This window comes from Mycobacteroides salmoniphilum (assembly GCF_004924335.1).
GTDB classification, from domain to species: domain Bacteria; phylum Actinomycetota; class Actinomycetes; order Mycobacteriales; family Mycobacteriaceae; genus Mycobacterium; species Mycobacterium salmoniphilum.
Window position 1 is genome coordinate 2,889,051 of record NZ_CP024633.1, and the last position, 25,130, is coordinate 2,914,180.

Annotated in this window: 27 protein-coding genes; 10 read left to right on the forward strand and 17 right to left on the reverse strand. The window is 64.4% G+C overall.

Features of this window, described 5'->3' with window-relative positions; translation table 11 throughout:
- Positions 1-118 precede the first annotated feature (118 nt).
- Together DSM43276_RS14345 and DSM43276_RS14350 are read right to left on the reverse strand one after the other, a co-directional pair.
- Positions 119-2,608 (reverse strand): FtsK/SpoIIIE family DNA translocase, encoded by a 2,490-nt coding sequence (locus DSM43276_RS14345; protein WP_078330124.1) that lies wholly within the window; start codon positions 2,606-2,608, stop codon positions 119-121.
- 128 nt (positions 2,609-2,736) lie between these two features.
- Positions 2,737-3,279: a hypothetical protein gene (locus DSM43276_RS14350; protein WP_078330125.1), complete on the reverse strand. Its 543-nt coding sequence runs from the start codon at positions 3,277-3,279 to the stop codon at positions 2,737-2,739.
- A 147-nt stretch (positions 3,280-3,426) separates the two neighbouring features.
- On the opposite strand from DSM43276_RS14350, the gene DSM43276_RS14355 reads away from it, so the two are divergent.
- Complete coding sequence (locus DSM43276_RS14355; protein WP_078330126.1) at positions 3,427-4,791, forward strand: oxygenase MpaB family protein; 1,365 nt, start codon at positions 3,427-3,429, stop codon at positions 4,789-4,791.
- Here DSM43276_RS14355 and DSM43276_RS14360 read toward each other — a convergent pair.
- Positions 4,788-5,291: a hypothetical protein gene (locus tag DSM43276_RS14360; RefSeq protein WP_078330127.1), complete on the reverse strand. Its 504-nt coding sequence runs from the start codon at positions 5,289-5,291 to the stop codon at positions 4,788-4,790. The two genes, DSM43276_RS14355 and DSM43276_RS14360, sit on opposite strands and share 4 nt — an antisense overlap.
- Positions 5,292-5,459: 168 nt before the next feature.
- On the opposite strand from DSM43276_RS14360, the gene DSM43276_RS14365 reads away from it, so the two are divergent.
- Positions 5,460-6,026, forward strand: coding sequence for a TetR/AcrR family transcriptional regulator (locus DSM43276_RS14365; RefSeq protein WP_078330196.1), 567 nt, complete (start codon positions 5,460-5,462; stop codon positions 6,024-6,026).
- Here DSM43276_RS14365 and DSM43276_RS14370 read toward each other — a convergent pair.
- Positions 5,986-6,567: a hypothetical protein gene (locus tag DSM43276_RS14370; RefSeq protein WP_078330128.1), complete on the reverse strand. Its 582-nt coding sequence runs from the start codon at positions 6,565-6,567 to the stop codon at positions 5,986-5,988. The genes DSM43276_RS14365 and DSM43276_RS14370 overlap by 41 nt on opposite strands.
- A 100-nt stretch (positions 6,568-6,667) precedes the next feature.
- On the opposite strand from DSM43276_RS14370, the gene DSM43276_RS14375 reads away from it, so the two are divergent.
- Genes DSM43276_RS14375 through DSM43276_RS14385 form a run of 3 tightly spaced genes read left to right on the forward strand, consistent with a single transcriptional unit; the run spans position 6,668 to position 8,677 of the window.
- The gene (locus tag DSM43276_RS14375; protein ID WP_078330129.1) at positions 6,668-6,979 is read left to right on the forward strand and encodes a putative quinol monooxygenase; all 312 of its coding nucleotides are present in this window, start codon (positions 6,668-6,670) and stop codon (positions 6,977-6,979) included.
- Between the two features lies 1 nt (position 6,980).
- Positions 6,981-7,799: a mycofactocin-coupled SDR family oxidoreductase gene (locus DSM43276_RS14380; RefSeq protein WP_078330130.1), complete on the forward strand. Its 819-nt coding sequence runs from the start codon at positions 6,981-6,983 to the stop codon at positions 7,797-7,799.
- Positions 7,800-7,801: 2 nt separating this feature from the next.
- The gene (locus tag DSM43276_RS14385; protein WP_078330131.1) at positions 7,802-8,677 is read left to right on the forward strand and encodes an SAM-dependent methyltransferase; all 876 of its coding nucleotides are present in this window, start codon (positions 7,802-7,804) and stop codon (positions 8,675-8,677) included.
- Here DSM43276_RS14385 and DSM43276_RS14390 read toward each other — a convergent pair.
- From DSM43276_RS14390 to thyX, 3 genes are all read right to left on the reverse strand, one after another.
- Positions 8,674-10,365 (reverse strand): ribonuclease J, encoded by a 1,692-nt coding sequence (locus DSM43276_RS14390; RefSeq protein WP_078330132.1) that lies wholly within the window; start codon positions 10,363-10,365, stop codon positions 8,674-8,676. The two genes, DSM43276_RS14385 and DSM43276_RS14390, sit on opposite strands and share 4 nt — an antisense overlap.
- Positions 10,366-11,241: a 4-hydroxy-tetrahydrodipicolinate synthase gene (gene dapA / locus DSM43276_RS14395; RefSeq protein WP_078330133.1), complete on the reverse strand. Its 876-nt coding sequence runs from the start codon at positions 11,239-11,241 to the stop codon at positions 10,366-10,368.
- A 69-nt stretch (positions 11,242-11,310) separates the two neighbouring features.
- Positions 11,311-12,063 carry an FAD-dependent thymidylate synthase gene (thyX, locus tag DSM43276_RS14400; RefSeq protein WP_078330197.1) on the reverse strand — a complete coding sequence of 251 codons (753 nt, stop codon included), beginning with the start codon at positions 12,061-12,063 and terminating at the stop codon, positions 11,311-11,313.
- A 100-nt stretch (positions 12,064-12,163) separates the two neighbouring features.
- Here thyX and DSM43276_RS14405 point away from each other — a divergent pair, with 100 nt between their 5' ends.
- Both DSM43276_RS14405 and DSM43276_RS14410 read left to right on the forward strand, forming a co-directional pair.
- Positions 12,164-12,847, forward strand: a complete 684-nt coding sequence (locus DSM43276_RS14405; protein WP_078330134.1) for a DUF6891 domain-containing protein — start codon at positions 12,164-12,166, stop codon at positions 12,845-12,847.
- Between the two features lie 22 nt (positions 12,848-12,869).
- The gene (locus DSM43276_RS14410) at positions 12,870-13,412 is read left to right on the forward strand and encodes a YceI family protein (protein WP_078330135.1); all 543 of its coding nucleotides are present in this window, start codon (positions 12,870-12,872) and stop codon (positions 13,410-13,412) included.
- Here the strand turns inward: DSM43276_RS14410 and DSM43276_RS14415 are convergent.
- From DSM43276_RS14415 to dapB, 9 genes are all read right to left on the reverse strand, one after another.
- Positions 13,375-14,598, reverse strand: a complete 1,224-nt coding sequence (locus DSM43276_RS14415) for a winged helix-turn-helix domain-containing protein (protein WP_109556145.1) — start codon at positions 14,596-14,598, stop codon at positions 13,375-13,377. The two genes, DSM43276_RS14410 and DSM43276_RS14415, sit on opposite strands and share 38 nt — an antisense overlap.
- Positions 14,595-15,230 carry a DsbA family protein gene (locus tag DSM43276_RS14420; protein ID WP_078330198.1) on the reverse strand — a complete coding sequence of 212 codons (636 nt, stop codon included), beginning with the start codon at positions 15,228-15,230 and terminating at the stop codon, positions 14,595-14,597. Before DSM43276_RS14420 ends, DSM43276_RS14415 begins: the two co-directional genes overlap by 4 nt.
- 26 nt (positions 15,231-15,256) lie before the next feature.
- Complete coding sequence (locus DSM43276_RS14425) at positions 15,257-15,748, reverse strand: dihydrofolate reductase (protein ID WP_078330137.1); 492 nt, start codon at positions 15,746-15,748, stop codon at positions 15,257-15,259.
- Entirely contained in the window at positions 15,745-16,545 is an 801-nt protein-coding gene (locus tag DSM43276_RS14430; protein ID WP_078326712.1) for a thymidylate synthase, read from the reverse strand. The genes DSM43276_RS14425 and DSM43276_RS14430 overlap by 4 nt, the downstream gene beginning before the upstream one ends.
- A 74-nt stretch (positions 16,546-16,619) precedes the next feature.
- Positions 16,620-17,915: a phthiocerol/phthiodiolone dimycocerosyl transferase family protein gene (locus DSM43276_RS14435; RefSeq protein ID WP_412458673.1), complete on the reverse strand. Its 1,296-nt coding sequence runs from the start codon at positions 17,913-17,915 to the stop codon at positions 16,620-16,622.
- A 161-nt stretch (positions 17,916-18,076) separates the two neighbouring features.
- Positions 18,077-18,547 carry a hypothetical protein gene (locus DSM43276_RS14440; protein WP_078330138.1) on the reverse strand — a complete coding sequence of 157 codons (471 nt, stop codon included), beginning with the start codon at positions 18,545-18,547 and terminating at the stop codon, positions 18,077-18,079.
- Positions 18,548-18,557: 10 nt separating this feature from the next.
- Entirely contained in the window at positions 18,558-19,010 is a 453-nt protein-coding gene (locus tag DSM43276_RS14445) for a flavodoxin family protein (RefSeq protein ID WP_078330139.1), read from the reverse strand.
- The gene (locus DSM43276_RS14450; RefSeq protein WP_078330140.1) at positions 19,007-19,468 is read right to left on the reverse strand and encodes a hypothetical protein; all 462 of its coding nucleotides are present in this window, start codon (positions 19,466-19,468) and stop codon (positions 19,007-19,009) included. Before DSM43276_RS14450 ends, DSM43276_RS14445 begins: the two co-directional genes overlap by 4 nt.
- Positions 19,468-20,196, reverse strand: a complete 729-nt coding sequence (gene dapB / locus DSM43276_RS14455; RefSeq protein ID WP_169053112.1) for a 4-hydroxy-tetrahydrodipicolinate reductase — start codon at positions 20,194-20,196, stop codon at positions 19,468-19,470. Before dapB ends, DSM43276_RS14450 begins: the two co-directional genes overlap by 1 nt.
- A 527-nt stretch (positions 20,197-20,723) precedes the next feature.
- On the opposite strand from dapB, the gene DSM43276_RS23875 reads away from it, so the two are divergent.
- Together DSM43276_RS23875 and DSM43276_RS14465 are read left to right on the forward strand one after the other, a co-directional pair.
- Positions 20,724-20,948 carry a hypothetical protein gene (locus tag DSM43276_RS23875; protein WP_078330201.1) on the forward strand — a complete coding sequence of 75 codons (225 nt, stop codon included), beginning with the start codon at positions 20,724-20,726 and terminating at the stop codon, positions 20,946-20,948.
- Between the two features lie 121 nt (positions 20,949-21,069).
- Positions 21,070-23,319 (forward strand): SulP family inorganic anion transporter, encoded by a 2,250-nt coding sequence (locus tag DSM43276_RS14465; RefSeq protein WP_136629090.1) that lies wholly within the window; start codon positions 21,070-21,072, stop codon positions 23,317-23,319.
- Between the two features lie 10 nt (positions 23,320-23,329).
- Here DSM43276_RS14465 and aldR read toward each other — a convergent pair whose 3' ends face one another.
- The gene (gene aldR / locus DSM43276_RS14470; protein ID WP_078330142.1) at positions 23,330-23,845 is read right to left on the reverse strand and encodes an HTH-type transcriptional regulator AldR; all 516 of its coding nucleotides are present in this window, start codon (positions 23,843-23,845) and stop codon (positions 23,330-23,332) included.
- Between the two features lie 97 nt (positions 23,846-23,942).
- On the opposite strand from aldR, the gene ald reads away from it, so the two are divergent.
- Positions 23,943-25,070: an alanine dehydrogenase gene (gene ald / locus DSM43276_RS14475; RefSeq protein WP_078330202.1), complete on the forward strand. Its 1,128-nt coding sequence runs from the start codon at positions 23,943-23,945 to the stop codon at positions 25,068-25,070.
- The last annotated feature ends 60 nt before the right edge of the window (positions 25,071-25,130 follow it).

Below are 25,130 nucleotides of genomic sequence, written 5' to 3' on the forward strand. Positions count from 1 at the left end.
CGCCGAGCACACTCAGGGAAGTACCAACCAAGATCTGCTTCGTTGCTGTAGCAATGAAGCGGCCTGCCGTCGTCAAGCCAGGGCTCCACCATCGACACCCGGAAACGCACCCCGAGATTTAGAAGTCCTCGGGCACTCCGCCGTCGTCTTCGTCCTCCTCGTCGGCTCCCCCACCGCCGCGGATCGAGGCCATCACACTGCCGAGATCCTCGGGTTTGACCATGACCTCGCGCGCCTTGGATCCCTCACTGGGGCCGACGATTCCGCGCGTCTCCATCAGGTCCATGAGACGGCCCGCCTTGGCGAAGCCGACCCGCAGCTTGCGCTGCAGCATCGAGGTCGAGCCGAATTGACTCGACACCACGAGCTCGACGGCCTGCAAGAAGGCGTCCATATCGTCACCGATGTCGGGATCGACGTCGTCCTTACCGGGGCCGCCGCCGACCTTGGCGGCAGTCACGCCCTCGGTGTAGTCGGGCTCGGCCTGTTCCTTGGCGGCGTTGACGACGGCGGAGATCTCCTCGTCGGTGATGAACGCACCCTGCATGCGGACGGGCCGCCCCGCCCCCATCGGCAGGAACAATCCGTCGCCCATGCCGATGAGCTTTTCGGCGCCGGGCTGGTCCAGGATGACGCGGCTGTCCGTCAGCGACGATGTCGCAAAGGCAAGGCGCGAAGGCACATTCGTCTTGATGAGGCCGGTGACGACGTCCACCGACGGGCGCTGGGTTGCCAGCACAAGGTGAATACCCGCGGCGCGGGCCTTCTGGGTGATGCGCACGATGGCGTCCTCGACATCACGGGGCGCAGTCATCATCAGGTCGGCGAGCTCGTCGACCACCGCGAGAATGAAGGGGTACGGGCGGTACTCGCGCTGGCTGCCCAACGGTGTGGTGATCTCGCCGGAACGCACCTTGGCATTGAAGTCGTTGATATGCCGAACGCGGCTCGCCTGCATGTCCTGGTAGCGCTGTTCCATCTCCTCCACCAGCCACGCCAGTGCGGCCGCCGCCTTCTTGGGCGAGGTGATGATCGGCGTGATCAGGTGCGGAATGCCTTCGTAGGGCGTCAGTTCCACCATCTTCGGGTCGATCAGGATCATCCTGACCTCCTCCGGGGTGGCGCGTGCCAGCAGCGAGACGAGCATCGAGTTGACGAAGCTCGACTTACCCGAACCGGTGGAACCGGCGACCAGCAAGTGCGGCATCTTGGCCAGGTTGGCGGAAATGAAGTCGCCCTCGATGTCCTTGCCCAAGCCGATCAACAGCGGATGGTGATCCCTGCGGGTCTCGGGCGCGGTCAGCACATCGGCCAGCCGCACCGTCTCCCGGTCGGTATTCGGCACCTCGATGCCGACCGCGGACTTACCGGGTATCGGCGCGAGCAGACGCACACTGTCGGTGGCCACCGCATAGGCAATATTGCGTTGCAGCGCAGTGATCTTCTCCACCTTGACGCCGGGGCCGAGTTCGACCTCGTAGCGGGTGACGGTGGGGCCACGGTTGAAGCCGGTGACGGCCGCATCGACCTTGAACTGCTCCAGCACCCCGGTGATCGCCGCAATCATCTCGTCGTTCGCCGCGCTGCTCTCTTTCGGCGGGTCTCCCGCGATGAGCAGATCCAGCGAGGGCAGCACGTATGGGCCCTCGACCACCCGATCGACAACGGGCATTTGCGCTTTGGGCTTGGCCTTCTTGGTCGGTTTGACCACCGGCGCCGGCTTGGGTGCGGCGGGAGGCTCGGGGGCCGCGACTCCCTCTTCCTCGAGCGGGTAGTTCTCCATCGGCGTTGTCCCGCGCTTGAATTCGCGAGTCGCCTCGTAGTCGTCTTCCGGCTCGAGATCCTCTTCGTCCCACTCCGAGTCCAGGTCCTCGTCGTCCCACTCGTCATACTCCTGGGGCGAGAACATGTTCCGTAGGGTGTCCGGGATGTCGCGGATCGTGGTGCCGGTCAGCAGCAGTACGCCGAAAACGATCGCCATCACGAGTAGCGGCGCGGCGATCCACGCGGTGAGGCCTTGCGCGAGCGGTCCGCCGATCACGAAGCCGACGAATCCGCCTGCGGCCGAGCGCCCCTCCGGGGAATCGGGGGAACCCGCGAACAGATGCCACAGGCCGAGGATCGGCAGCGCAACCATGGCGAAGCCGAGTAGCAGGCGCGGACGCTCCTCCGGATTCGGCTCGGTGCGCATCAACAACACGGCGATGACAAGAGCGATAACCGGAACCAGCGCCACACCGGAGCCCACCACCGCACGGAAGACATCGTCGATCCAGCCGCCAACCGGCTTGGCAGCGTGGAACCATGAGCTCGCGCCCACCACGAAAGCCAGGCCCAGCAACGCCAGGGCGATACCGTCGCGGCGGTGTCCGTGCTCAATGTCGTGAGCGCGGCCCACGGACCGGAACAACGACCCGACGCCATGGGCGCAGGCATGCCACCCGGTGCGCGCCCCGCGGCCCAACGCCACCAGCGGCGTCGTCCAGTGCTGGCTACGACGCTGAGTGCGACGGCGCGGTGCCGGACGACGGGTCGGCGCGGTGTTACGCGACCGGGGTCCCGATTTGGTGTTCCGGCCGCGTGAACGGCTGACAGTCTTACTCGCCATGGGCGACAGCCTAGTCGCAATAGTCACATCCGCACCATCTGCAACACGGGTAAAACCGCTAGTAAGCAAATGTTTTGTCACCTGCGCGAGGCCGCGCTGAGACCGTCTCGTGACCTGAAAAACCCGGCCTAGCGGTCCGGACGGGGCTTGGTCTCGCCCAGCCACGACTGATTCGCCGCGATGTAGAACTGGTCGCCGTTGTAACTGCTGGCTGAATGACCGCGGAAGCAGTAGACGCCCTCATCTTTCGTGACGGCACATTTGACGGCACGGTAGTTGAAGTAGTTACCCGGCGTGAGCACCGGTGGACGCGTCGCGGAAGTGAACTGCGGCTCGCTGGTGCTGTCGAAATGGGCACGCCAATCGCCCGGGAACCACGCCACCTGGTTCGTGCCTGCGGGCGCCCCGGGGAACGCACCGTTGCAGCCAAAGCTCCCGTCGATCCAGATGGCACAGATCAACCCACGAGGAGTCGCGAACCAGGCCCCGTCGGTGTCATCACGGAGGAACTGCTCAAAATCGGCCTGCTTGAACTTGGTGATGTTGTTGACGTCGGGATACGGATTCGGGTCTCCCGAGATGTCCGGATCCGCCACCGCGGAGGCCACCGATCCGACGAAAAGTCCCAGTGTCAGCGCGATGATGCCCGCCAACCGAGTCAACAGCCGCATCCCAACCCCTCCCGAAATTCGTGGTTACCGAGTCAGCAAAATAGCGAGGCCGATTCTATTGACCCCGCCGACCCCGCGAGGGAAAATCAGCCAGACACTTGACAATGAGTGTTGCCAACATGGCCCGGTGCTCGCTAGCCTGTCCCCATGAGTGGCAATGGCGCCCTATCGACGGTCAGCACCCATCCCAACGACTACTACTGGCGGGCGGGCATGGACCTACGCCCCGCACCTGCCCGGTTGCGATTCGATGCGATGTGGACTCAGTCCCGCAGGGACATCCTGGCGCCGTGGATGGACTTCCACGAGATCCCCAGGGAGACGCCGCGCACCCGGCTGCTGGTCGATCACCTCTGGCAGGGCGACGAACTGATGGACGCGGTCGTGGACCGCATCCGCAAGATGCCCGCACGCCAGGGTCGGGCGATGCTCACCCGAGCCCTCGATCACGGCATCGAGTCGATAGAGAATCCGCCGGCGGAGTTCGTCGCGCTGTTCGAGCAGCTCGACAATCCACCCGCGTGGTATGACCCCGCGCTCTGGGAACGCGGGCGACAGCTGTGGAACAACTCCTCGTTGGCGGCCAAGTTCGGTATGGGATTTGGCGACACCTTCGGCACGTTTGTGGGCGATGAGGTCGCCTACGCCACCGGCGCGACCGGACGATTCGTCAACGACACCCTGCGCCGCAACCTGGAAACCACCGCGTGGTTTCGCAAGATGACTTATCGCGGTGCTCTGGAACGCTCTTCGCAGCCATTCAAGGACACCGTCCTGGTACGTCTGATGCATGCACAGGTGCGTGCCGGACTCCGGCGCTCCTGGGGCGACGAACAGTTCGCCCACCACGGCAACCCGATTTCCAATTCCATGATGATGGGTGCCGCGATGACCTTCGGGCTCATCCCGCCGCTGATCGACCATCAGCACGGGCGCACTCGCAGCACCGCCGATCTTGAAGCCGCCGTGATGTATTGGGCGTACATCGCCTACGTGTTCGGTGTGGCCGAGGAACTGATTCCCAAATCCGTGGCCGAGGGGATGGAGACCATGGACTACATGGTCGCCTACGCCGGCGGCCCCTCCGAATGGACCGACGTCATGATGACTGCGGCATTCGGCTTTGTCGACAAGGGGATGGCGGGACGCATTGGCCGGCTCGTGTTCACTCCGGTTCTCGGTGTCGCCGCGTACTACGGCGGTGAGGATCTGGTGCGGGCACTCGTGCGCGCCACTCCCCTGCGCGACGCCCGGCTGCAGCCGTGGACGTGGCTGACGGGTATCGCGGTACACGCCAACGTCCAGTTGCGCCGCCTGACCGACAGCCTGCCCGGCGCCAAACGCCGTGCACAACAACGCAATGGCGAGCTGCTGTGGTGGTCGGCGACGGTCATCAATCAGGCGCTGGCCAAGCTCGGCGGCATGCACGACACCTCATACACCCACCACGACGCGACGGCGGCGACACCGGCAGGATGCCCGGTGCCGCACGCCCCACGCGTCAGCGCCTAATTCTGGGCACCCAGCCACGTCTTGCCGGGTGACACCATGAACTGGTTCGAGTAACTCGCATAGTTGCCGCCACCGGTGCAGTACACGTTGTTCTCCGGCGTCGTGGCGCAGCGGGTGCTGCCGAGTTCGATGTAGTTGTTGGCCGGCAACACACGCTGTGCCTGCCCCGAGGAGAACCGCGGCTGCCCAGTGTTATCGAAGTGCGCCGCCGACTCTCCCCTGAACCAGCCAACCTGGTTGGCGCCGCCGGGAGCGCCCGCTATGGCACCGGTGCACCCGAAGCTGCTGTCCTCCCAGATCCCGCAGTCCAGGCCGAACGGCGTGGAGAACCATAGGCCGGGCTTGTCGGCGATACGGAACCCCTCGAAATCCAGCTTGGCGTACTTGCTGGTATCCGGGTACGGATTCTTCGGCGGGTCCGCCGCGGCGGGCAGCGCCGCCCCCACCGACATCGCCAAACCTGCTACCGCGCCCACCATCGCAAACAATTTACGCGACATTAATTGCCTCTCCCCTATTTCCCAGTATCGCTACACTACGCAGTCCGCGTGCAGTACCACGTGATAAATCATACACAAGTAGTTAACTGAAAAACCCATCCAAATAGATGCAGCTACCTTTGTGCTTTCGCCTTCCCCTCGCACGTAGATTCATCTATGGTCGGATACATGACCGAGAAGGTCTCCCGTCATGACTACTTCACCGCCGCGTTCGAACTACTGGCCGCGGGCGGGAAACCCGCGCTCACCACGACGGCGGTATGCCGAAGAATCGGCGTGACAACAGGCTCGCTGTACCACCACTTCGGCAGCGGCGCCGGCTTCTACCGGGCCGTCATCGACTACTGGGAGAACGACGTCACTACCGCGCAGCGCCGACGCGTAGACGAGGTGGCCAACCCGCGGGAACGGCTGGTCGTACTGGAACAAGCCGCGCGCGAAGGAGATCACGAGGTCGAGAAGGCCATTCGCGCCTGGGCGATGGCGGACCGCTATGTCGCTGCGGCACAGCACCGCGTGGACCAGGTACGGCACAAACATCTCACCAAGCACTACATCGAGGCCGGGTTCGAACCCGGCCGGGCGGACACCCTGGCCCGCATCGGATTCAGCGTCCTGGTCGGGGCCCAACAGATCGGCACGCGCGTTGATCGCGAGCGTCTCAATGCCGCACTCGACGAGTACTCCGTCTGGATCAATTCGTCGGTGCCGGTGGAGGCGACCACTTCCCGATGACCTTGGTGTAGCGGGACATCAGTCCCAGAGCTTGGTCGGGGAATAGTTCACGAGGGAAGGCTTCACGTGTCCCCGGCCGAGCCGAGAACAGGATTCCCACGGCATCGCCGTTCACCACAACGTTCTTGATCTCAGCGTAGTCACGCAGGACCATGAGCCGAGTGGTCAGAAACGATTGCCCAAGCAAAGCATTCGTCGTTGGACGCAGCACCCAGTACGTAAAGTCTGACGCTCCGAACTCGGCGCGCTGCACCGTCCCAGCCGGGATCGCTTGCATGGACAGCCGAGTACGAGATCGAATTCTCGACGCGATCAGGGCTGCCGCCGCGACCACGACGATCAGGATCACCACACCCGCGAAAACATCAACAAACACGAAGAAGAACGCGACGTACAGCACGGCCCCAACAATCAGAATCCAGACGCCCCATGATCGTGCCACTGTACGGAGCGCGCCCTTGGTAAGTTTGCCTCGTCCATCCTCGGTGAGGACAACCTCGGTGCGGATCGGTAGCCCTGTCACAGGGTGTTGATCGGTCATATCCCTCCCTTGATACCCGCACAGCCTATCGACCGATGGTCACTCGACACCGTTTCGGTACGGTGGAATTCGATCGACTCCCAACGACGAGAGGTGTTCCATGCCCACTGTGGTGGCGTTCCTGTATCCCCAGCCGGACAAGCGCGACGAGGTCCGTGCCGCGCTTCTCGAGACCATCCCCCAGGTGCACGACGAGCCTGGCTGCAATCTCTACTCCCTGCATGAGGCACATGATCGCTTCGTCTTCGTGGAGTCCTGGGCAAGCAACGAGGCCCTGGCGGAACACGGGAAGGCGCCCGCCGTCACCGCGATGTTCGGCAAGGTAGGCCCGCTGCTCAGCCAAGCTCCGGAAATCGTTGTCGCCGAAGCACTTCCAGCAGGCGATCCCGCCAAGGGCGATCTGACCCACTGATATGGGCAAGCTAGACGGCAAGGTCGCCTTTATCACCGGCGCGGCCCGCGGACAGGGCCGCGCCCACGCGATCAAGCTGGCTTCGGAGGGAGCCAACATCATCGCGGTCGATATCTGCGCACAGATCCCCTCGGTCGAGTACCCGATGGCCACCACGGAGGACCTGAACCTGACCGTCAAGGAGGTCGACGCCCTGGGGCGCGTCATCTCGGCACACGAGACCGATGTACGTGACCGGGATGCGCTGCAGGCAGCCTTTGATGCCGGCGTCGAGGCCCTCGGGCCGGTCGACATCGTGATCGCGAACGCCGGCATCGCCACCCTCACTCCCGAAAGCGGCGAGCAGGGCTGGACCGATGTGCTCGACGTCAACCTCACCGGCGTCTATCACACCATCGAGGTGGCCCGGCCGTCGATGGTGGAGCGCGGTGCCGGCGGTTCGATCGTGCTGACCAGCTCGGTAGCCGGACTGACCGGCATGGTGATGAACACCCCGGGCGGGCTGGCCTACACCGCCGCCAAACACGGGTTGGTCGGGCTCATGCGGTCCTATGCCAACATGCTTGCGCCACACAATATTCGGGTAAACACGATTCATCCGGGTGGTGTCGCGACGCCCATGCTGGTGAATCCGGTGACCGAGGAGTTGTTCGCCAACGGCGCGCCCGAAGGCATGTCCGATACCGGGCATGCCTTGCCGGTGGTTCTCATGCCGCCCGAGGATATGGCCAACGCGGTGGCCTGGCTGGTATCGGAGGACGCCCGGTACGTCACCGGTGTCGCGCTCCCGGTCGACGCCGGTTTCACCAACAGGCGCTAGAGGTGGCACGGACAAATCCCGCGGCACAGACCGCATACGGCCCGATGGTCATTGTGGCGATCGAGCAGCACGAGCCGCGCGGGTCCCGGATCGTCGATGACGACCTGGCGGTACGGATCCTGCCCGCCGGATTGCGGTGGTTTGTTCGTGCCACGGCCTGGACGAAGCTGCGGAAACTGTTGATCAGGCTGGGTGAGCGCAGCGGCCAGGGCGCCTGGTCGATCTTCGTGTGCCGTAAGCGCTACATCGATGACCAACTCGCCTCGTGGGCAGGCACAGTGGAATCGGTTGTCAATTTGGGCGCCGGAATGGACACCCGGGGATGCCGACTGGCCCGAAGCTCACCGATACCGGTGTTCGAGGTCGATCAACCGGTGAACATCGCGGCCAAACGGCGCGCGATCCAGAAGGCGGTCGGCGTAGTGCCGCCGTCGGTGCACCTTGTTCCTGTCGAATTCCAGCACGACAACCTGGCCGACGCGCTACGCCGGGCCGGGCACGACGTCACCGCACGTACCTTCTTCATCTGGGAGGGCGTCACGCAATACATTCCCGAACCGGCGGTCCGGTCGACACTCGACTACCTGAGCAGGGCTGCACCGGGCAGCCGTCTGGCCTTCACCTACGTGCAACGCGATTTCATCGATGGTTCGAACCTCTACGGGAACACGATTCTGTACAAAAGGTTTCGGATACGCAGCCAGGTATGGATGTTCGGCCTCGCCCCCGGTGCGGTGACACCCCTGCTCGCCGAGTACGGCTGGCGGGTAGTCGAAGATGTCAGCGGTCCCGATTTCCAGGAGCGCTATCTGACACCCGTTGGACGCGACCTCTCGACCACCGAACTGGAACGGACCGTGCTCGCCGAAAAGATCTAGCCCACCGTCAGCACAGTGGGCACGATCATCGGCTGACGGCGGTACTTCTCGCCAACCCACTTGCCCACCACGCGCCGCACAGCCTGCGCGATGCGGCCGGTATCGGTAACCGACTGTTCGGCAAGAGAATTCAACTCCGCAATAACGAGTTCGGTGACCGGATCGAGCGCCTTGGCATCATCGGAGAAGCCGCGTGAGAACAGCTGCGGCCTGCCGACGGCACGCCCGTCACTGCGCACCGCGACGGTGATCGCGATGAATCCCCCGCCACCCAGGGCCAGGCGCTCTCCCACAGTGACATCAGATACGTCACCGTCGACCAGGCCGTCGACAAACATCTTGCCCACCGGCACACGACCGGAGATGCGCACGCGCTCGTTGTGCAGGTCGACACTCACACCGTTCTCCGCCAGCACGATTCGGTTGTCGTCCACACCGGTCTTGACGGCGAGCCCCGCATTGGCACGCAGGTGCCGCCAGGTGCCGTGCACCGGCATCACATTGCGTGGCCGCACCGCGTTGTACAGGTACAGCAACTCCCCCGCGTAGGCGTGGCCCGAAACATGGACCCGTGCATGGGTATTCGTGACCACCCGGGTGCCCACCTTCGCGAGAGCGTCGATGATGCCGTAAACCGCCTCCTCGTTTCCGGGCACCAACGACGAGGACAGGATGACCAAATCGTCGGTGGTGAGTGTGATCTGGCGGTGGTCGCCACGTGCCATCCGCGACAGCGCCGCCATCGGCTCACCCTGTGTACCGGTGGTGACCATCACAACCCGTTGCGGCGCAAGCTCGTTCGCGGCTTCCACGTTGATAAGATTGCGATCATCGATATCGAGGAAGCCCAGATCGCGCGCAATGCCCATGTTGCGCACCATCGATCGGCCTACCAGTGCGACGCGCCGGCCGTGCGCCACCGAGGCGTCGATGATCTGTTGCACCCGGGCCACATTGCTGGCGAAACACGCGATGATCACCCGTCCGCGGGCGGTCTCGATGAGCCGGTTGAGCGTCGGGGCGATCTCACTCTCCGACGGGCCCACACCCGGAATCTCGGAGTTGGTGGAGTCGACGAGGAACAGGTCGACTCCCCGGTCGCCCAGCCCGGACAGTCCCGGCAAGTCGGTCGGGCGGCGGTCCGGGGGCAGCGGATCAAGCTTGATATCGCCGGTGTGCAGGACCGTCCCGGCCTCGGTGTGCACGGCAATGGCAAGGGCGTCCGGAATGGAATGGTTGACCGCGAAGTACTCGCATTCAAAGGCGCCGTGGGTGGACCGCTCCCCCTCGGCGACCTTGACGAATCGCGGGGTGATGCGGTGTTCGCGGCACTTGGCCTCCACCAGCGCCAGCGTGAACGCCGAACCGACGACGGGGATATCGGGGCGCATCTTGAGCAGGAACGGGATGGCCCCGATGTGATCCTCGTGCGCATGCGTGAGGACCAGCGCCTCGACATCGTCGAGGCGATCTTCGATAAGGCGGATGTCCGGGAGAATCAGGTCCACGCCGGGCTCTTCATGACCCGGGAAGAGCACTCCACAGTCGATGATGAGCAGACGGCCACGCAGCTCGAAAACCGTCATGTTGCGGCCGATTTCGCTGATACCGCCCAGTGCAGTGACACGCAGCGCGCCCTCGGCGAGCGGTCCGGGCGCACGCAGGTTATCGGGTGGGGTGAGAGCCACCTACAGCACCCCGGCAGCGCGCATATCCACGGCCAATCCCTCGATCTGCTCCGGGCTCGGCGGAACATTCGGCAGGCGGGGATCGCCCACCTCGATGCCCTGCAACCGAAGCCCGGCCTTCACGGCCCCCACGGCACCCAGACGCCTGCAGGCCTCGGTCACCGGCGCGACCTGCGCATTGAGCTTGCGGGCCGTCTCTACATCGCCGGCGTTGTAGGCGGCCAGCAACTCACGCAGCGGCCCCGCGACGAAATGCGATATGACGCTGACGAATCCGACCGCGCCCACCGACAGCCAGGGCAGGTTCAGCGGGTCGTCACCCGAGTAGTAGACGAGGTCGGTACCGGCGATGACCTGAGCACCGCCATGTAGATCACCCTTGGCATCCTTGACCGCCACGATGTTCGGGTGTGCGGCGAGCTCACGGATGACGTGGAAGTCGATCGGGATGACCGAGCGCGGCGGAATGTCGTACAAGATAACGGGCACATTCACCGCGTCGGCGACTGCGGTGAAATGTGCCAGCAGCCCGGCCTGTGAGGGTCGCGAGTAGTACGGGGTGACGACCAGCAACCCATCGGCCCCCGCGGCCTCGCACTCACGGGAGAGCTTGATGCTGTGCGCGGTGTCGTAGGTGCCAGACCCGGCGATGACACGCGCGCGGTCGCCCACGGCGGCCACCACCTCGCGCAGCAGGGTCAGCTTCTCGGCGTCGGAAGTAACGGGGGACTCGCCGGTGGTGCCGGAGAGCACCAGCCCGTCACACCCGGCGTCGACCAAATGCGCGGCCAACCGGACCGCGGTATCGACGTCAAGGGCGCCATCGGCATCAAAAGGAGTCACCATCGCGGTGAGCACGGTGCCGAGCCGCGCCACTGTTTCGCCTGCTGTCACGGCATGAGAATACCCGCCGCGACCAAGTGAATATGCCGTGACCCGTGTGTCTTATCCCTCGTAAACCAACGGGGAGATCGCGACCTCGGTGCCGTCGGCCAAGGTTGCGATGTCGAAGTCGCCAAAGATCGACGGCGCCAGGTCGGCGAGCTGACGCAGGCAGGCTATCGCCAGCCGGCGAATCTCCACGTCGGCGTGCTCGCTGGCGCGCATGGCGATGAAGTGCCGCCAGGCCCGGTAGTTCCCGGTGACGACGATGCGGGTCTCGGTGGCATTGGGCAGCACCGACCGGGCCGCCTGTCGCGCCTGCTTACGCCGCAACACGGCATTGGGGACGTCGGCGAGCTTGGATTCCAGCTTCTCCAGGAGCTCGACGTAGGCCGCACGGCTGGCATCGGTGGCCGTGCGCAGCAGCTCCACCAGCTCGGGATCATCCTCGACGGCAGGCGGTAGCACCACGTTGGAGTCCGCCTCGGGGACAAATCGCTGCGACAGCTGCGAGTAGGAGAAGTGGCGGTGGCGGATCAGCTCGTGCGTGCACGACCGGGAGATTCCGGTGATGTAGAAGGTGACCGAGGCGTGCTCGAGCAGCGAGAGATGTCCCACCTCGATGACGTGGCGCAGATAGCTCTCGTTGGTGGCGGTGCGCGGGTTGGGCTTGGACCAGCTTTGATAGCAGGCCCGGCCGGCGAATTCGACGAGCGCCGAGCCGCCATCGGCATCGGTACTCCAGTCGATATCCGGAGGTGCGATGAAGTCGGTCTTCGCTATCAGCTGCACGCGCAGCGGCACGATCTCTGCCACGCGCCACACCCTATCGGCGGTCGTGGCCGACCGATCACCGGCACAAGCCCGCCGACGGTCTCGATATGCATTCCGCAACTCCCCCAGCTAGCTTTGACGTGTGCGCATCCTCGAATGGCAAACCGGCGATCGCGATGAGCTGCGAGGCTTCATCCGCCAGTATCTCGTCGCCGGCTTCTGGTCACGGGACGAGGTAGCAGAGTCTGTCGCCGAGTGGGTGGACGATTCCGGCCAGGTCGATCCCGATGAGGCCGCGGCCCTGGTGCAGCAGATGTGGAACGAGCGTCTCGCCGAACAGGCGACGTGGGCCGACACCGGCGACTACGGCCGGCTCCAGTACACGTTCGCCCACCTGGAATCCGAGGGCATCCTCGCGCGCATGTGCTTCGCCTGCTGCAGAACCTGCGGCACCTCCGAGATCGACTTCGAGCGCACCATCAATCCGGATCCGCCCGATTGGTACCGCTACCACCAGTGGGCTTTCCACGAGCAAGATGCACTGCGCCTTGCCGACGACAATCCAATTCTTTACTTGGGGTACAGCGCGTTTCGCGCCCACCCTGGGTTGCCGACAGACCTGCTGGAGGCGTATCAGCGCAACGAGCCGGATGCCGAGGCCCAGGTTCACGAACGAACCGACGCCATCGTGGGCCGCCGCATTGTGCAACTGGCGCAGCACTTCGGCCTGGACACGTCGTGGTCCGGGTCGGGGAAGGCCAGGATCGAAGTGCACGCCGATCAGTGGCGCAAACCGCTGCCGGTCGGCTCCCCGCCGACGCGATAGGCCCCACCTTTACGATCGGCCGGTGAGCTCCTGGACGCTCGGACCCGAGCACGGCACGCTAACCCTGCGCACCGGCGTCACCGGACGCGCGGCCCGGATAGGCCACCGTCTCACGATCGTCATGGACTCCTGGACCATCTCGGTGGAGGAAGCCGATGGCCAACCAGCGTCCGCCACCCTTGTTGTCGATGTGAACTCCCTGCGAGTCGACAGTGGCGAGGGCGGCCTGACACCCCTGAGCACACCGGAGAAGGCAGTCGTGCGGGCCAACGCGCTGAAGACACTGGATGCCAAGCGATTTCCCACTATCGAATTCCGTGCCGAGACGATCACCGAGGCGGTCGCGGGCTATCGCATGCATGGCTCCCTGACCATTCACGGGACAACCCAGATGGTCGATATCGACCTTGCCGCCACCGACGACGGTGAAGGCAAGCAGCTGAGCCTGACCACGGAGGTGTCACAGCGGGCCTATCGGGTGAAGCCGTTTTCGATGGCGATGGGATCACTGAAGGTCGCCGACCTGGTCACCGTGTCGTTCGAAGGACGCCGCCCAGGGGCTTGACCACGTCACCGCGCTTCCCGACGGCGACGCCCTCAAGACCGAGCCACGACGCCATGGTGCGGAGCTGTTCGGCCAACGGCCCGGCGATGCGCGAGGGATCCTGCCCCTGTTCCGCGAACGCCCCGATGGCGTTGAGGGTCCCGGCCGCACGATCGGCCTTGAGGTCGACCCTGCCGACAAGATGCCCGTCGAGCAGAAACGGCCAGACGTAATAGCCGTACTGCCGCTTGGGTGCCGGGGTGTAGATCTCGATGCGATAGTGAAAGTCGAAGAGGCGCTCGACCCTGGGACGGAAGAAGATCAGCGGATCAAAGGGGCACAGCAGCGCGGTGCCACGATCCACGCGTGGAATCGTCTGCCCGGGGTCCAGATAAGCCGGCGCGTTCCACCCGTCGACGGCCACCTTCTCCACTTCCCCCGCATCGGCGAGCGCGGCCAGCGCCGGTTTGATCTGTCCCGCCGCGAGCCGGAAGTAGTCGCGGATGTCAGCTTCAGTTCCCAGGCCCAGCGCACGCACCGCCCGGCGGGTGAGTTCCAGCACCGCCTCCTCATCGGAGACCTCGCGTCGGTAGATGTCCGCGGGAATCACCTTGTGCGCCAGCTGGTAATGCCGCGAGAACCCGACGCGTTTATCGGTGGTCAGCTCACCCGAGGAGAACAGGGCTTCGGCAATCCACTTGGTCTCGCTGCGGTCCCACCACGGGCCCTTGCGTCCCGGTGCTTCCCGCTCCAGGTGGGCCTCGATCTGTCCGGCCGTGCACGGCCCGAGCTCGGCGACGGCGGCGAGAACCTCCTCGACCAGGCGCGGATTCTCCTCAACGAACTTTCGCGCCCATCGCCCATGCTGGTACTCGCGCATACGCCATCGCATCAGCGGCCAGTCCTGGATGGACATCAGCGCCGCCTCGTGCGCCCAGTACTCGATGAGTAGCCGTGGCGTGCGCGCGCTGTGACTCCAGGCGGCGTCGTCGAGAAGCGTGCGATCGTAGGGCCCGAGCCTGCTGAACACCGGCGCATAGTGGGCACGCACCGCGACCGATACCGAATCCAGCTGCAGCACCTGGATTCTTGAGATGAGCTTGCGCACGTGCGCACGGGTCACCGAAGTCGCGGACGGACCGGTGAAGCCCTGCGCCGCGATCGCGATGCGGCGCGCCTGCGCGACGTTCAATGTCGAGCGGCTCAACGCGTTCCCACAAGGCGGGCCAGCCAGTCGGCGTCGGACGGGTCCACCATCTCCCCCGAGCTGTCGATGACGGCGGGGACGCCGCCCAGGCCGTGATCCGTCAGCTGCTGCTCATTACCCGCTGTTCGTTGGCGATCGGCATCGCTGACCTGAAGAGATGAAATATCGTGCAGCACATCGCCCGTCACTCCGACCCCGGCGGCAATGTCGCTGATCTGGAGATTGGTGAGGTTGCCCACGCCTTCGGCCGGTTGCCTCCGGAACATCTCACCGATGAAACCCTGGATCACAGGGTCCGCGGCACCCGACCTGTCGATCAGGAACAGGGCGGCCGCGGCCCGCGACGAATAGTCGCCACTGGCCGAGATCGGGTCCAGAAAGCTCACCGGTCGATAGGTCACCTGCAGTCGTCCCTCGGTGACGTACTTCGTGATCTCCTCGCCGTATTCGGCTTCGAATCGCTGGCAGAACGGGCATTGAAAATCGACGAACACGGTGATCCCGGTGGCGACGTCACCGGCGCCGCCCACCGTCACACCGGCGCCCTGGCTACTCCCCCAGCCCGCCGCCTCCGCGGGTGCCGACGCGGTTCCGTCAATGACGCGACTGCAGCCGGTGAGCACCCACACCATGACGGTCACGAGAAGCAGGGCACGCTTCACCCATCGACCTTCCGGTAGCTCAGGAACTGGTACCTCAATCCGGATGCGCTTGTCTGCCAATCATTTCCCTCGACCACCCAACTCTCGTCGAGCTCCGGCGCGAGGGCATCGCCCGGCACATCGGCGTCCACCACGGTCACCTCGCATCGCTGCGCCAACGGCAGGAACAGCCGGTAGATTTCCCCGCCTCCGATGACCCAGGGGGCCTCATCGGAGGCAGCCAACGCGGCGTCCAAGCATCCGACGGCCAATGCGCCGTCCGGTTCGAACAACGCATCCCGGGTGAGCACGATATTGGGCCGCCCCGGCAGCGGCCGAACACTGGAGGGCAGCGACTCCCAGGTCTTGCGCCCCATGATCACCGTGTGCCCCATAGTGATTGCCTTGAAGCGCGTCTGATCTTCCGGTAGCCGCCACGGGATGGCGCCATCCGCACCGATGACGCCGTCGCGGGATTGTGCCCAGATCAGCCCGATCGTTCCCGTCATACCGCGACAGGCGCCTTGATGGCCGGATGATGCTGATAGTTCTCGACCGTGATGTCCTCGTATTCGTAGTCGAAAATCGAATCACGCTGCGCCAGAACCAGCCTGGGATACGGATAGGGATCGCGGCTGAGCTGCTCGGTGACCTGCTCGACGTGGTTGTCGTAGATATGGCAGTCACCGCCGGTCCACACGAAGTCGCCCACTCCGAGCCCCGCCTGTGCTGCCATCATGTGGGTGAGCAGCGCATAGCTGGCGATGTTGAACGGAACTCCGAGGAACAGGTCGGCGCTGCGCTGATACAGCTGGCAGCTCAGCTTGCCGTCGGCGACATAGAACTGAAAAAAGGCGTGACAGGGTGGCAGCGCCATCTGCGGGATCTCGCCGACGTTCCAGGCCGAGACAATGTTGCGGCGTGAATCGGGGTCGGCGCGCAGCAGGTCGAGCGCAGCACTGATCTGGTCGATGTGCTCCCCCGACGGGGTGGGCCAGGATCGCCATTGCACCCCGTACACCGGACCCAACTCGCCTGCCTCCGATGCCCACTCGTCCCAGATGGTGACCCCGCGCTCCTGGAGCCAGCGGACATTGGATTCGCCGCGCAGGAACCACAGCAGCTCGTAGATCACCGACTTCAGGTGAACCCTCTTGGTGGTGATCAGCGGGAAGCCGTCGTCCAGGCGATAGCGCAGCTGGTGACCGAAGACGCTGCGCGTGCCGGTGCCGGTGCGATCCGACTTGGGCGTGCCCTGGTCGAGCACGAGACGCAACAGATCCTCGTAAGGAGTGGGAACGGGCACGCGGCTAGCTTACTTCCCGGCTCCGACGATGCCGGGTCCCCGACGCACCGAGAGCGCCCTGCACAGAGCGCCTTCTATCGTTTCGCAAGTGTGTGAACCCGCGCGACGATGTCCGCGCGCAGCACGCGCAGCTGTGTATCGGTCAGCGATTCGGCGGGGAATTTGCACACGATGGTGAACTCGTCGCCGATGGAGTAGACCTCGTAGCGGGATGCCTGCGGCACGGATGCACCGTCCGTGATCGTGGTTCGCGGCGTGCTGAGCTGGGCGTCGAAGTCCTCCAGGAACAGCTCCGCCGGCAAGGGCGGGATGGGCAGAATTCCAGGATTGGTGATCCGGATGAATGGCCCGAAATCACCCGCCAAGAACCCGTCACCGATGTGGTGCACGCTCTGCAGGAGAAATCCGCTGTCGATGTCCTCGTGGATTTGACGTGCCACTTCGGCGCCGATCTGCACAGGGTCATCGTTTACGCGGACCATCACTTGACTTCGCGCGATCATGATTCCGTTGGCGATCTCGCCGAGTTCGGCGGGAGGTGTCAGGTGCTTGCGATAGTCCACGAGTGACTCGAAGCCCAGGTTCACCGGCGCATCGTCGTCGACCGGGATCAGCGCACGTTCCGCCAGTGCGATGACACCGGTGATGAGCGTGTTCACGGTCGTGTGGCGTTGCCGCGCCGCGGCGCGCAACGCGGCGGACACCTCCGAGTCGAAGCGTTGCTTCCACCCCAGCACGGTTCGCGGTGCGGTGGGGTTTTCCTGCGGCTGACCGCCCCAGGCCGTGTCGCCGAACCAGTGTTTGACCGGAAGCGTGGTTCGCAGCAGGCCCCGGCTCTCCATCGCGGACTCCGGGGCCACTGGAATCGGCTGGCGTTGCGCCTGAGGAGCTTCGCCCGTCATCACGATATGGGTGTAGAGCTCCCACAATTCGTGGAAGTAGACGTAACTCAGGCGCGCGTCCGCGATCGAATGATCTACCCCCACCGCGACCGCGCTACCGGCTTCCCGTGGATGGACCAGGACCGCGAACGTTCCAGCATCGAGCGAAAGCACCGGCAGCGTTGCGACATCGTCGAGCGGCTCAGCCCGCATGGATACCGCGGAGGCTCGTACGGGCTCGGTGGTGACCCGAAAGCGACGGCCGACGGGATCGACGCGTGCCGCGAGGAAAGGGTGCTTGCGTTGCAGAACCGTCGCTGCGGCACTCAATGCGGCGACGTCCAGGTCACCCCGCAGCCAGGCCACGTACCAGATGGTTGTGTACTTGCGCAGATGGTTCAATTCCGACTCTGCCACCGAGAGCATCCGCTGAATATCGACGGTTTCGGCCGTGCGTAGTGTGACGTTCAAGGCGAATTCCGATTTCATATGGACTGAATAGATGAGCGTTATTCTATGTCCGTGATATGGATACTCCGCATATCCAGAGATTCATCTCTATTAATATTTCGTAATCTCCGGAGCCCGATTTAACAGACTATTCCGAATATGACAGATTCGAATGTGCCACCGAATTGCCAACCCTGCGGCTACGAGGTTTCCGAGGATCGATGTCGCAGTCTTCCACCCAGGCTGTGTAGCCCGCGCAGCGTCGTGCGCAGCGCATAGAACCCCGCGACCAGCGTCAATGCCAACATCACCAGGAACATGACCAGCCAGTTGGTCCGGGTGTGCTCGATGTTCCACCAGATCACGGTGAACAGAACGGCCCCGACGAACACCAGGATGTCGCGCCAGCTGCCCCCGTAGGAGAAAGCGGCCTCGCGCAACGAACGGCTGCGATCGGTGCTGGCGATCAGATCGTCGATCCGCTGATCGATGGTGCGCTGGAACGCGGCGCGACGTTCGGTCTGCTCCACGGGGATGCGATCGAGCAGATCGAGGTCTTTGGCGATCAACGCCCGGAAGTCCGGGGGCTTGAGATTGCCCGCCACCGCTCCCAGCAGGGCACCCCCGGCGATGGGCGCGGCCCCCAGGGCAAGTTCGGCAAGTCCGGGCATGCCAGTCTCCTCAATGCATCAAGATCGCGGCGAGCGTGCCGCCAAGGTTATAGGCCTGCTCGCGCACGGATGCGTCGATCGGCCCAACCACCTCGAGCACGTCAGCCGCCTTCTCCAGCGCCAGTCCGGTCACGATCTTGTCCACCGCGGATGCCGCGCCCACCGTGTCGTTGTTGCCGTGCACCCACACGCCATAGGGGCGTGCGGCGACATGGTCCAGGCTCGGGTAGTAGACGGTGTCGAAGAAGTGTTTGAGGGCACCGGACATGTACCCAAAATTCGCGGTGGTGCCAAACAAGTAGCCGTCGGCGTCCAGCATGTCGGGGATCGTCGCGGCAAGAGCGGGCCGGGCGACCACCTCGACTCCGGAGATGTCGGGGTCCCTCGCGCCCGCCAGCACCGCCTCCAACAGTTCTCGGGTCGCCGGCGACGGGGTGTGGTGCACCACCAGCAGCCGCATCATCGGGCCGCGTCCTGCTGCATCTCTACGGCGGTGCGCATGGTCTCGCGCGCACGGCCCCGGTCCCCCGCATAGTCATACGCGCGCGCCAGCCGGTACCACCCCACCCAATCGTCGGGTTCTGCCTCGACCTCTGCCTTCACCGCCACAAAGAGCGCGTCGGCGTCCTCACGATTGACGCGCCCCGACGGCGTCCTACGCAGAGCGCTCACATCCAGATCACGCCCCAACTCGATGGCCAGACCCGCGAGCCGCTGATGCGCGAAACCCGCACGCAACGTGGCGATCATCGCCCACACACCGATGAACGGAAGGATCAGCACGCCAATACCCATACCGATCGCCGCGGGCTTCCCGCTCTCGATCAATGCGACACCCATTCGACCCAGGATCAGGAAGTAGACGACCATCGCCGCACACATGAATGCGATGAGGATCTTGATCCGGGCTGCGGCGGACACTACAGCTCCAGCAGGGGCTCGATGCCGATCGTGAGGCCGGGCCGGGCCGCGACGTTACGCACCGCCAGCAGCACACCCGGCGCGAAGGACGACCGGTCGATGCTGTCGTGGCGGATGGTCAAGGTCTCACCGGTCGTACCGAACAGCACCTCCTGATGGGCAACGAGTCCGGCCACACGCACCGCGTGCACCCGCACCCCATCGACATCGGCGCCACGAGCTCCCTCGATCCCGGTGCTGGTCGCATCGGGGCTTGGCGGCAATCCCTGACGCGCCTCGGCGATCAAGCGTGCCGTTCGCGTCGCTGTCCCGGAGGGAGCGTCCGCCTTGTTGGGGTGGTGCAGCTCAATGACCTCCACAGATTCGAAGAATCGGGCGGCCTGCTGGGCGAATTTCATCGACAGCACGGCGCCGATCGCGAAGTTCGGGGCGATCAGCACAGCCGTTCCCGGGCTGTCCGCCAACCAGGCCCGCACTTGGTCCAGCCGCTCGTCGGTAAAGCCGGTGGTGCCGACCACGGCATGAATACCGTTGCCTATCAGGAACTTCAAATTGTCCATGACGACGTCGGGATGGGTGAAGTCGATGACGACGCGGGCGGCGGTGAGCGCCTCCAGCGAGTCGTCCTTGTCGACGGCGGCCACCAGGTCAAGATCGTCCGCCGCCTCCACGGCCTGACACATGGCCTGGCCAACCTTGCCCTGCGCTCCAAGCACTCCGGTCGCGATGTTAGTCACGCCGGTCACCCTAATCCTCGACGCCAAGACGGCGGATGCGACGCCCGACTACGAGCGCCAAAACCACGCACATCAAGAGGGTGGTGTTGCCGCACCGAGGGAAGTTCACCAGGACGCCACACGGCATTCACTCGAGCTACGCAGTGTCTATCACTCGATCGATTTGCCAGGCGCGGATGTCAACTCCTGGTTGAGCCCCTTTTTTGGTCCCACAATCGGGTGTAATCCTCGTCGGCCGAGCAACCGGCTGTGACGGTAATCACGACTCTGGCAACCATTTGCCGGGGCCACGCGATGCTCTCAGGTTCCTCTCAGAAACATATCCCTAGCTGCGATACGACCAGTTTGAAGCCCACACTGGTACTCTGGAACCCATGTCGGGCCGCAAGCGATACGCGCGTGTGGGTGGCGTCGCGATTGCCCTCCTTGCGACCCTGTGTTTCCTCGGACCGGCCACACACGGGCAGACGTTCGGCTGGCGAACAGCGATCGTGGGAACTTCGCCAGCATCGAACCTGCTGCCCGAAGAGGTCCATGAGCACGTCAAGAGCCCGCTGAGCGCGACCGCTACGCGCATCCGCCAGCAACCCACCTCGATACCGGTTCCGGCCGCAATCGTGATGACGGCGCTCTTGGGCGCCACCTTGTTGGCGCTCCTGGTCTCACGAGGCTTCATGTTCTCGCGAGCCCCCGACAACTTGGGACGACAACGCCTTATCACCCTCGGGATAGATCGACGCTGAGTCGTCGCCGTGACGGCAACGACGCCGTCAGACGCGTCTCATCCACTGATCTATCCACTTCGTCGCGCACGCGTTTAGCCGCAGCTGCCGCGACCCTTCATCCCGATAGGGCTTACCGATCATGACGACTTCCGTCACCGAGCAGGCTTCGAAGCCGTCGTTACTGCAGAATCTGCGGCACGACCTCCCGGCCTCCCTCGTCGTATTCCTCGTCGCACTGCCGCTTTCGCTCGGCATCGCGATCGCCTCCGGTGCCCCGCTGATGGCGGGTCTCATCGCGGCCGTGGTCGGTGGCATCGTCGCCGGCGCCATCGGCGGATCACCGCTGCAGGTCAGCGGCCCGGCCGCCGGCCTGACCGTCGTAGTGGCCGAGCTCATCAACAAGTTCGGCTGGCAGATGACCTGCCTGATCACCATTGGTGCGGGCCTGCTGCAGATCCTGTTCGGGCTGAGCCGGATCGCCCGCGCCGCACTCGCCATCGCACCGGTGGTGGTGCACGCCATGCTCGGCGGTATCGGCGTGACCATCGCGCTACAGCAGATCCACGTCCTCATGGGCGGCACATCGCAGAGCTCCGCCTGGCAGAACCTCAAGGCGTTGCCTCAGGGCGTCCTCAACCACCATCTGCCCGACGTCATCATCGGTGTGATGGTGATCGCGATCCTGCTGCTGTGGCCCAAGCTGCCGCCCAAGATTCGCATGATCCCCGGTGCCCTGATCGCGATCGTGGTCGCGACCGCCTTCGCGGCGCTCACCAACTCCCCAGCGGAGCGGATCTCCCTGTCGGGTAACTTCTTTGACGCTCTCAGCCTGCCGACCCTGACCGGACCTGTCGATGGCGACTGGGCCGGAGTGCTCTTGGGTGTGCTGACCATCGCCCTCATCGCGAGTGTCGAGTCACTGCTGTCCGCGGTCGCCGTCGACAAGCTGCACACCGGTCCCCGGACCAACTTCGATCGCGAAATGATCGGCCAGGGCAGCGCCAACATGGTGTCCGGCTTCCTCGGCGGCCTGCCCATCACCGGCGTGATCGTCCGCAGCTCGACCAACGTGGCGGCGGGCGCGAAGACTCGCGCTTCGGCCATCCTGCACGGTGCCTGGGTACTGCTGTTCGCCTCGCTGTTCAGCAGCGTGGTGCAGCTCATCCCCAAAGCCGCACTGGCCGGCCTGCTGATCGTCATCGGTGTCCAGCTGGTCAAGTTGGCTCACATGAAGCTCGCTTGGCGCACAGGCGATTTGGCTGTCTATGCCATCACCATGATCAGTGTCGTGTTCCTCAACCTGCTCGAAGGTGTCGGCATCGGGCTCGTGGTGGCCATTGGCATTCTGGTGGGCTGGGTCATGCGGGCGCACATGGACGCCAGGCCATTCGGCACTGAGGGATCGCGGCAGTGGCATGTCGAGCTCGACGGCACGCTGAGCTTCCTGTCGCTCCCCCGACTGACCAAGACGCTCAGCACGGTTCCCCCGGGCGCACATGTCACGCTGGCGATCAACGCCGACTACGTCGACCATGCCATCTCGGAGGCCATCTCCGACTGGAAGCGCGCCCACGAGGCCGCAGGCGGCACGGTGATGATCGTCGAGTCCTCACACGCCAAGCTGCACCACGCCCACACCACCCGGCCCCAGCGGCATTTCGTTTCACGCGCTGTTGGTTTGGTGCCGTGGCGGTCGTGGCGTCGCAGCGAGAACGACGGCGCGGGTGCGTCGATCATCGACGGCATCAACGAGTACAACAACCGCGGTTCCGGTGCCCTGCGACCCCATGTCAGCGAGCTGGCCGACTACCAGGATCCCGACGCGCTGTTCCTCACCTGCGGCGACTCGCGCATCCTGCCCAATGTCATCACGGCCAGTGGGCCGGGCGACCTGTTCACGATTCGCAATGTGGGAAATGTGGTGCCCACCGATCCCGCCGATGGTTCGGTGGACGCGTCGCTCGACTTCGCGATCAACCAATTGAATGTGAGTTCGGTTGTGGTGTGCGGGCATTCGTCATGCGGAGCGATGAAGGCGCTGCTGACCGAGTCGACCGATACGCCGACCACCCCGGTGGGACGCTGGCTCGACTACGCCCGCGACAGCCTCATCGCATTCCAGGAACACCACCCGGCACGATCCAGCGCGGAGGCACACGGCTTCAACGAAGTCGATCAGCTCGGCGTCGTGAATGTGGCAATCCAGGTGGAACGCCTTATTCACCACCCGATCCTGGCCGGCGCCGTGGTATCCGGGCGGGTGCGCGTGGTCGGCACCTTCTTCAACATCGCCGAAGCGCACGTGTACGAGGTGGACGAGAACGGGATCGTGGGCCAGGAAGGTACGGCCGATGACGTCGTGGAGGACCCGGCGCCGGCCACCAGCTGATCGGCGATATCTACAGGGGGGCTCCCCCGCGGAGATGCTCGAAGATCAATGACGTCTGCGTGCCCGCGACATCGGGCTGTGCGTTGAGTTTCTCAACCACGAAGGATCTCAGGTCCTCGGTGTCGCGGGCCGCCACGTGCAAGATGTAGTCGTCGGCACCAGCCAGGAAATACACGTCGATGACCTGTGGCAGCTCACGGATATCCCGGATGAAGGTGCGGATCTTTCCTCGCGCGTTGGCTTGCAGGCTGACCGAAATCATGGCCTGCAGCGGTCGGCCGATGGCGGCCGGGTCGACGTCGGTGAAGAATCCACGGATCACCCCGGTTTCCTGAAGACGTCGGACCCGTCCATGACAGGTGGACGCCGCGATCCCCACTGCGTCCGCGAGTGCACTGTTGGGTATACGTGCGTCATCGTGCAGTTCCATCAAAATGCGGCGGTCCACCTCGTCGAGATCCACGCGCCGAACATCATTCGGCGTGGGTGGCATGTCGTACCGAGATTCCGGTGATTTTGCGGCCATTTTTGCAATGTACCGAATCTTCCACACAAATATTGCGCCTTTATCGACGCTTCTTCACACTTGAACATGAGACTTAGTTCTGAACAGGAGAAGAATGATGCGCGTAGGGATCCCGACCGAGATCAAGAACAACGAGTACCGCGTGGCCACCACCCCGGCAGGTGTGGCCGAGCTAACCCGACGCGGCCACGAGGTGATCATCCAGTCCGGCGCGGGCGAAGGCTCCTCGATATCCGATGTGGACTTCAAAGCCGCTGGCGCACAGGTCATCAACGGCGCCGAACAGATCTGGGCCGAGGCCGACCTCCTACTCAAGGTCAAGGAACCGATCGAGCCCGAGTACGCGCTGATGCGTCGCGGACAGACTCTCTTCACCTACCTGCACCTGGCCGCATCACTGCCATGCACGGAGGCGCTACTGAAGTCGGAAACCACCTCGATCGCCTATGAGACCGTGCAGACCGTCAGTCCAGATGGATCGGCCGCACTCCCCCTGCTGGCCCCGATGAGTGAAGTGGCCGGACGGCTCTCCGCGCAGGTCGGCGCCTACCACCTGATGACTCCGGTGGGCGGCCGTGGCCTGGTGATGGGCGGCGTCCCGGGTGTCGGCCCCGCCGACGTGGTCGTCATCGGCGGGGGCGTCGCCGGATACAACGCCGCGCGGATCGCCGCCGGAATGGGTGCTCACGTCACGGTTTTCGACGTCAACCTCAACAAACTGCGTGAACTGGACGCCGAATTCGGGGGCACCATCCGGACCCGGTACTCGTCCACGCTGGACTTGGAGGGCGCCGTGAAACGAGCCGACCTGGTGATCGGCGCCGTGCTCATCCCGGGTGCCAAGGCACCCAAACTCGTATCGAATTCACTGGTAGCCCAGATGAAACCGGGCTCGGTACTGGTGGACATCGCGATCGACCAGGGCGGCTGCTTCGCCGACTCACGTCCCACCACCCACGACGAGCCGACCTATTCGGTGCACGACAGCGTGTTCTACTGCGTGGCCAACATGCCCGGCGCCGTGCCGCGGACGTCCACCTTCGCCTTGACCAATGCCACCATGCCGTATGTGCTGGCACTGGCGGACAAGGGCTGGCGGCAGGCCTGCCGACAAGATGCCGCACTGGCCAAGGGACTCTCGACACATGAGGGTGCGCTGCTGAACGCCCATGTCGCCGAGGATCTTGAGCTGCCCTTCACCGATCCCGCGGAACTGCTGGTCTAGAGAACATGTTCCGAGGCGCCCGCCTCTGAGCGACACACCCGGTCAATCCGGGGAACTGTC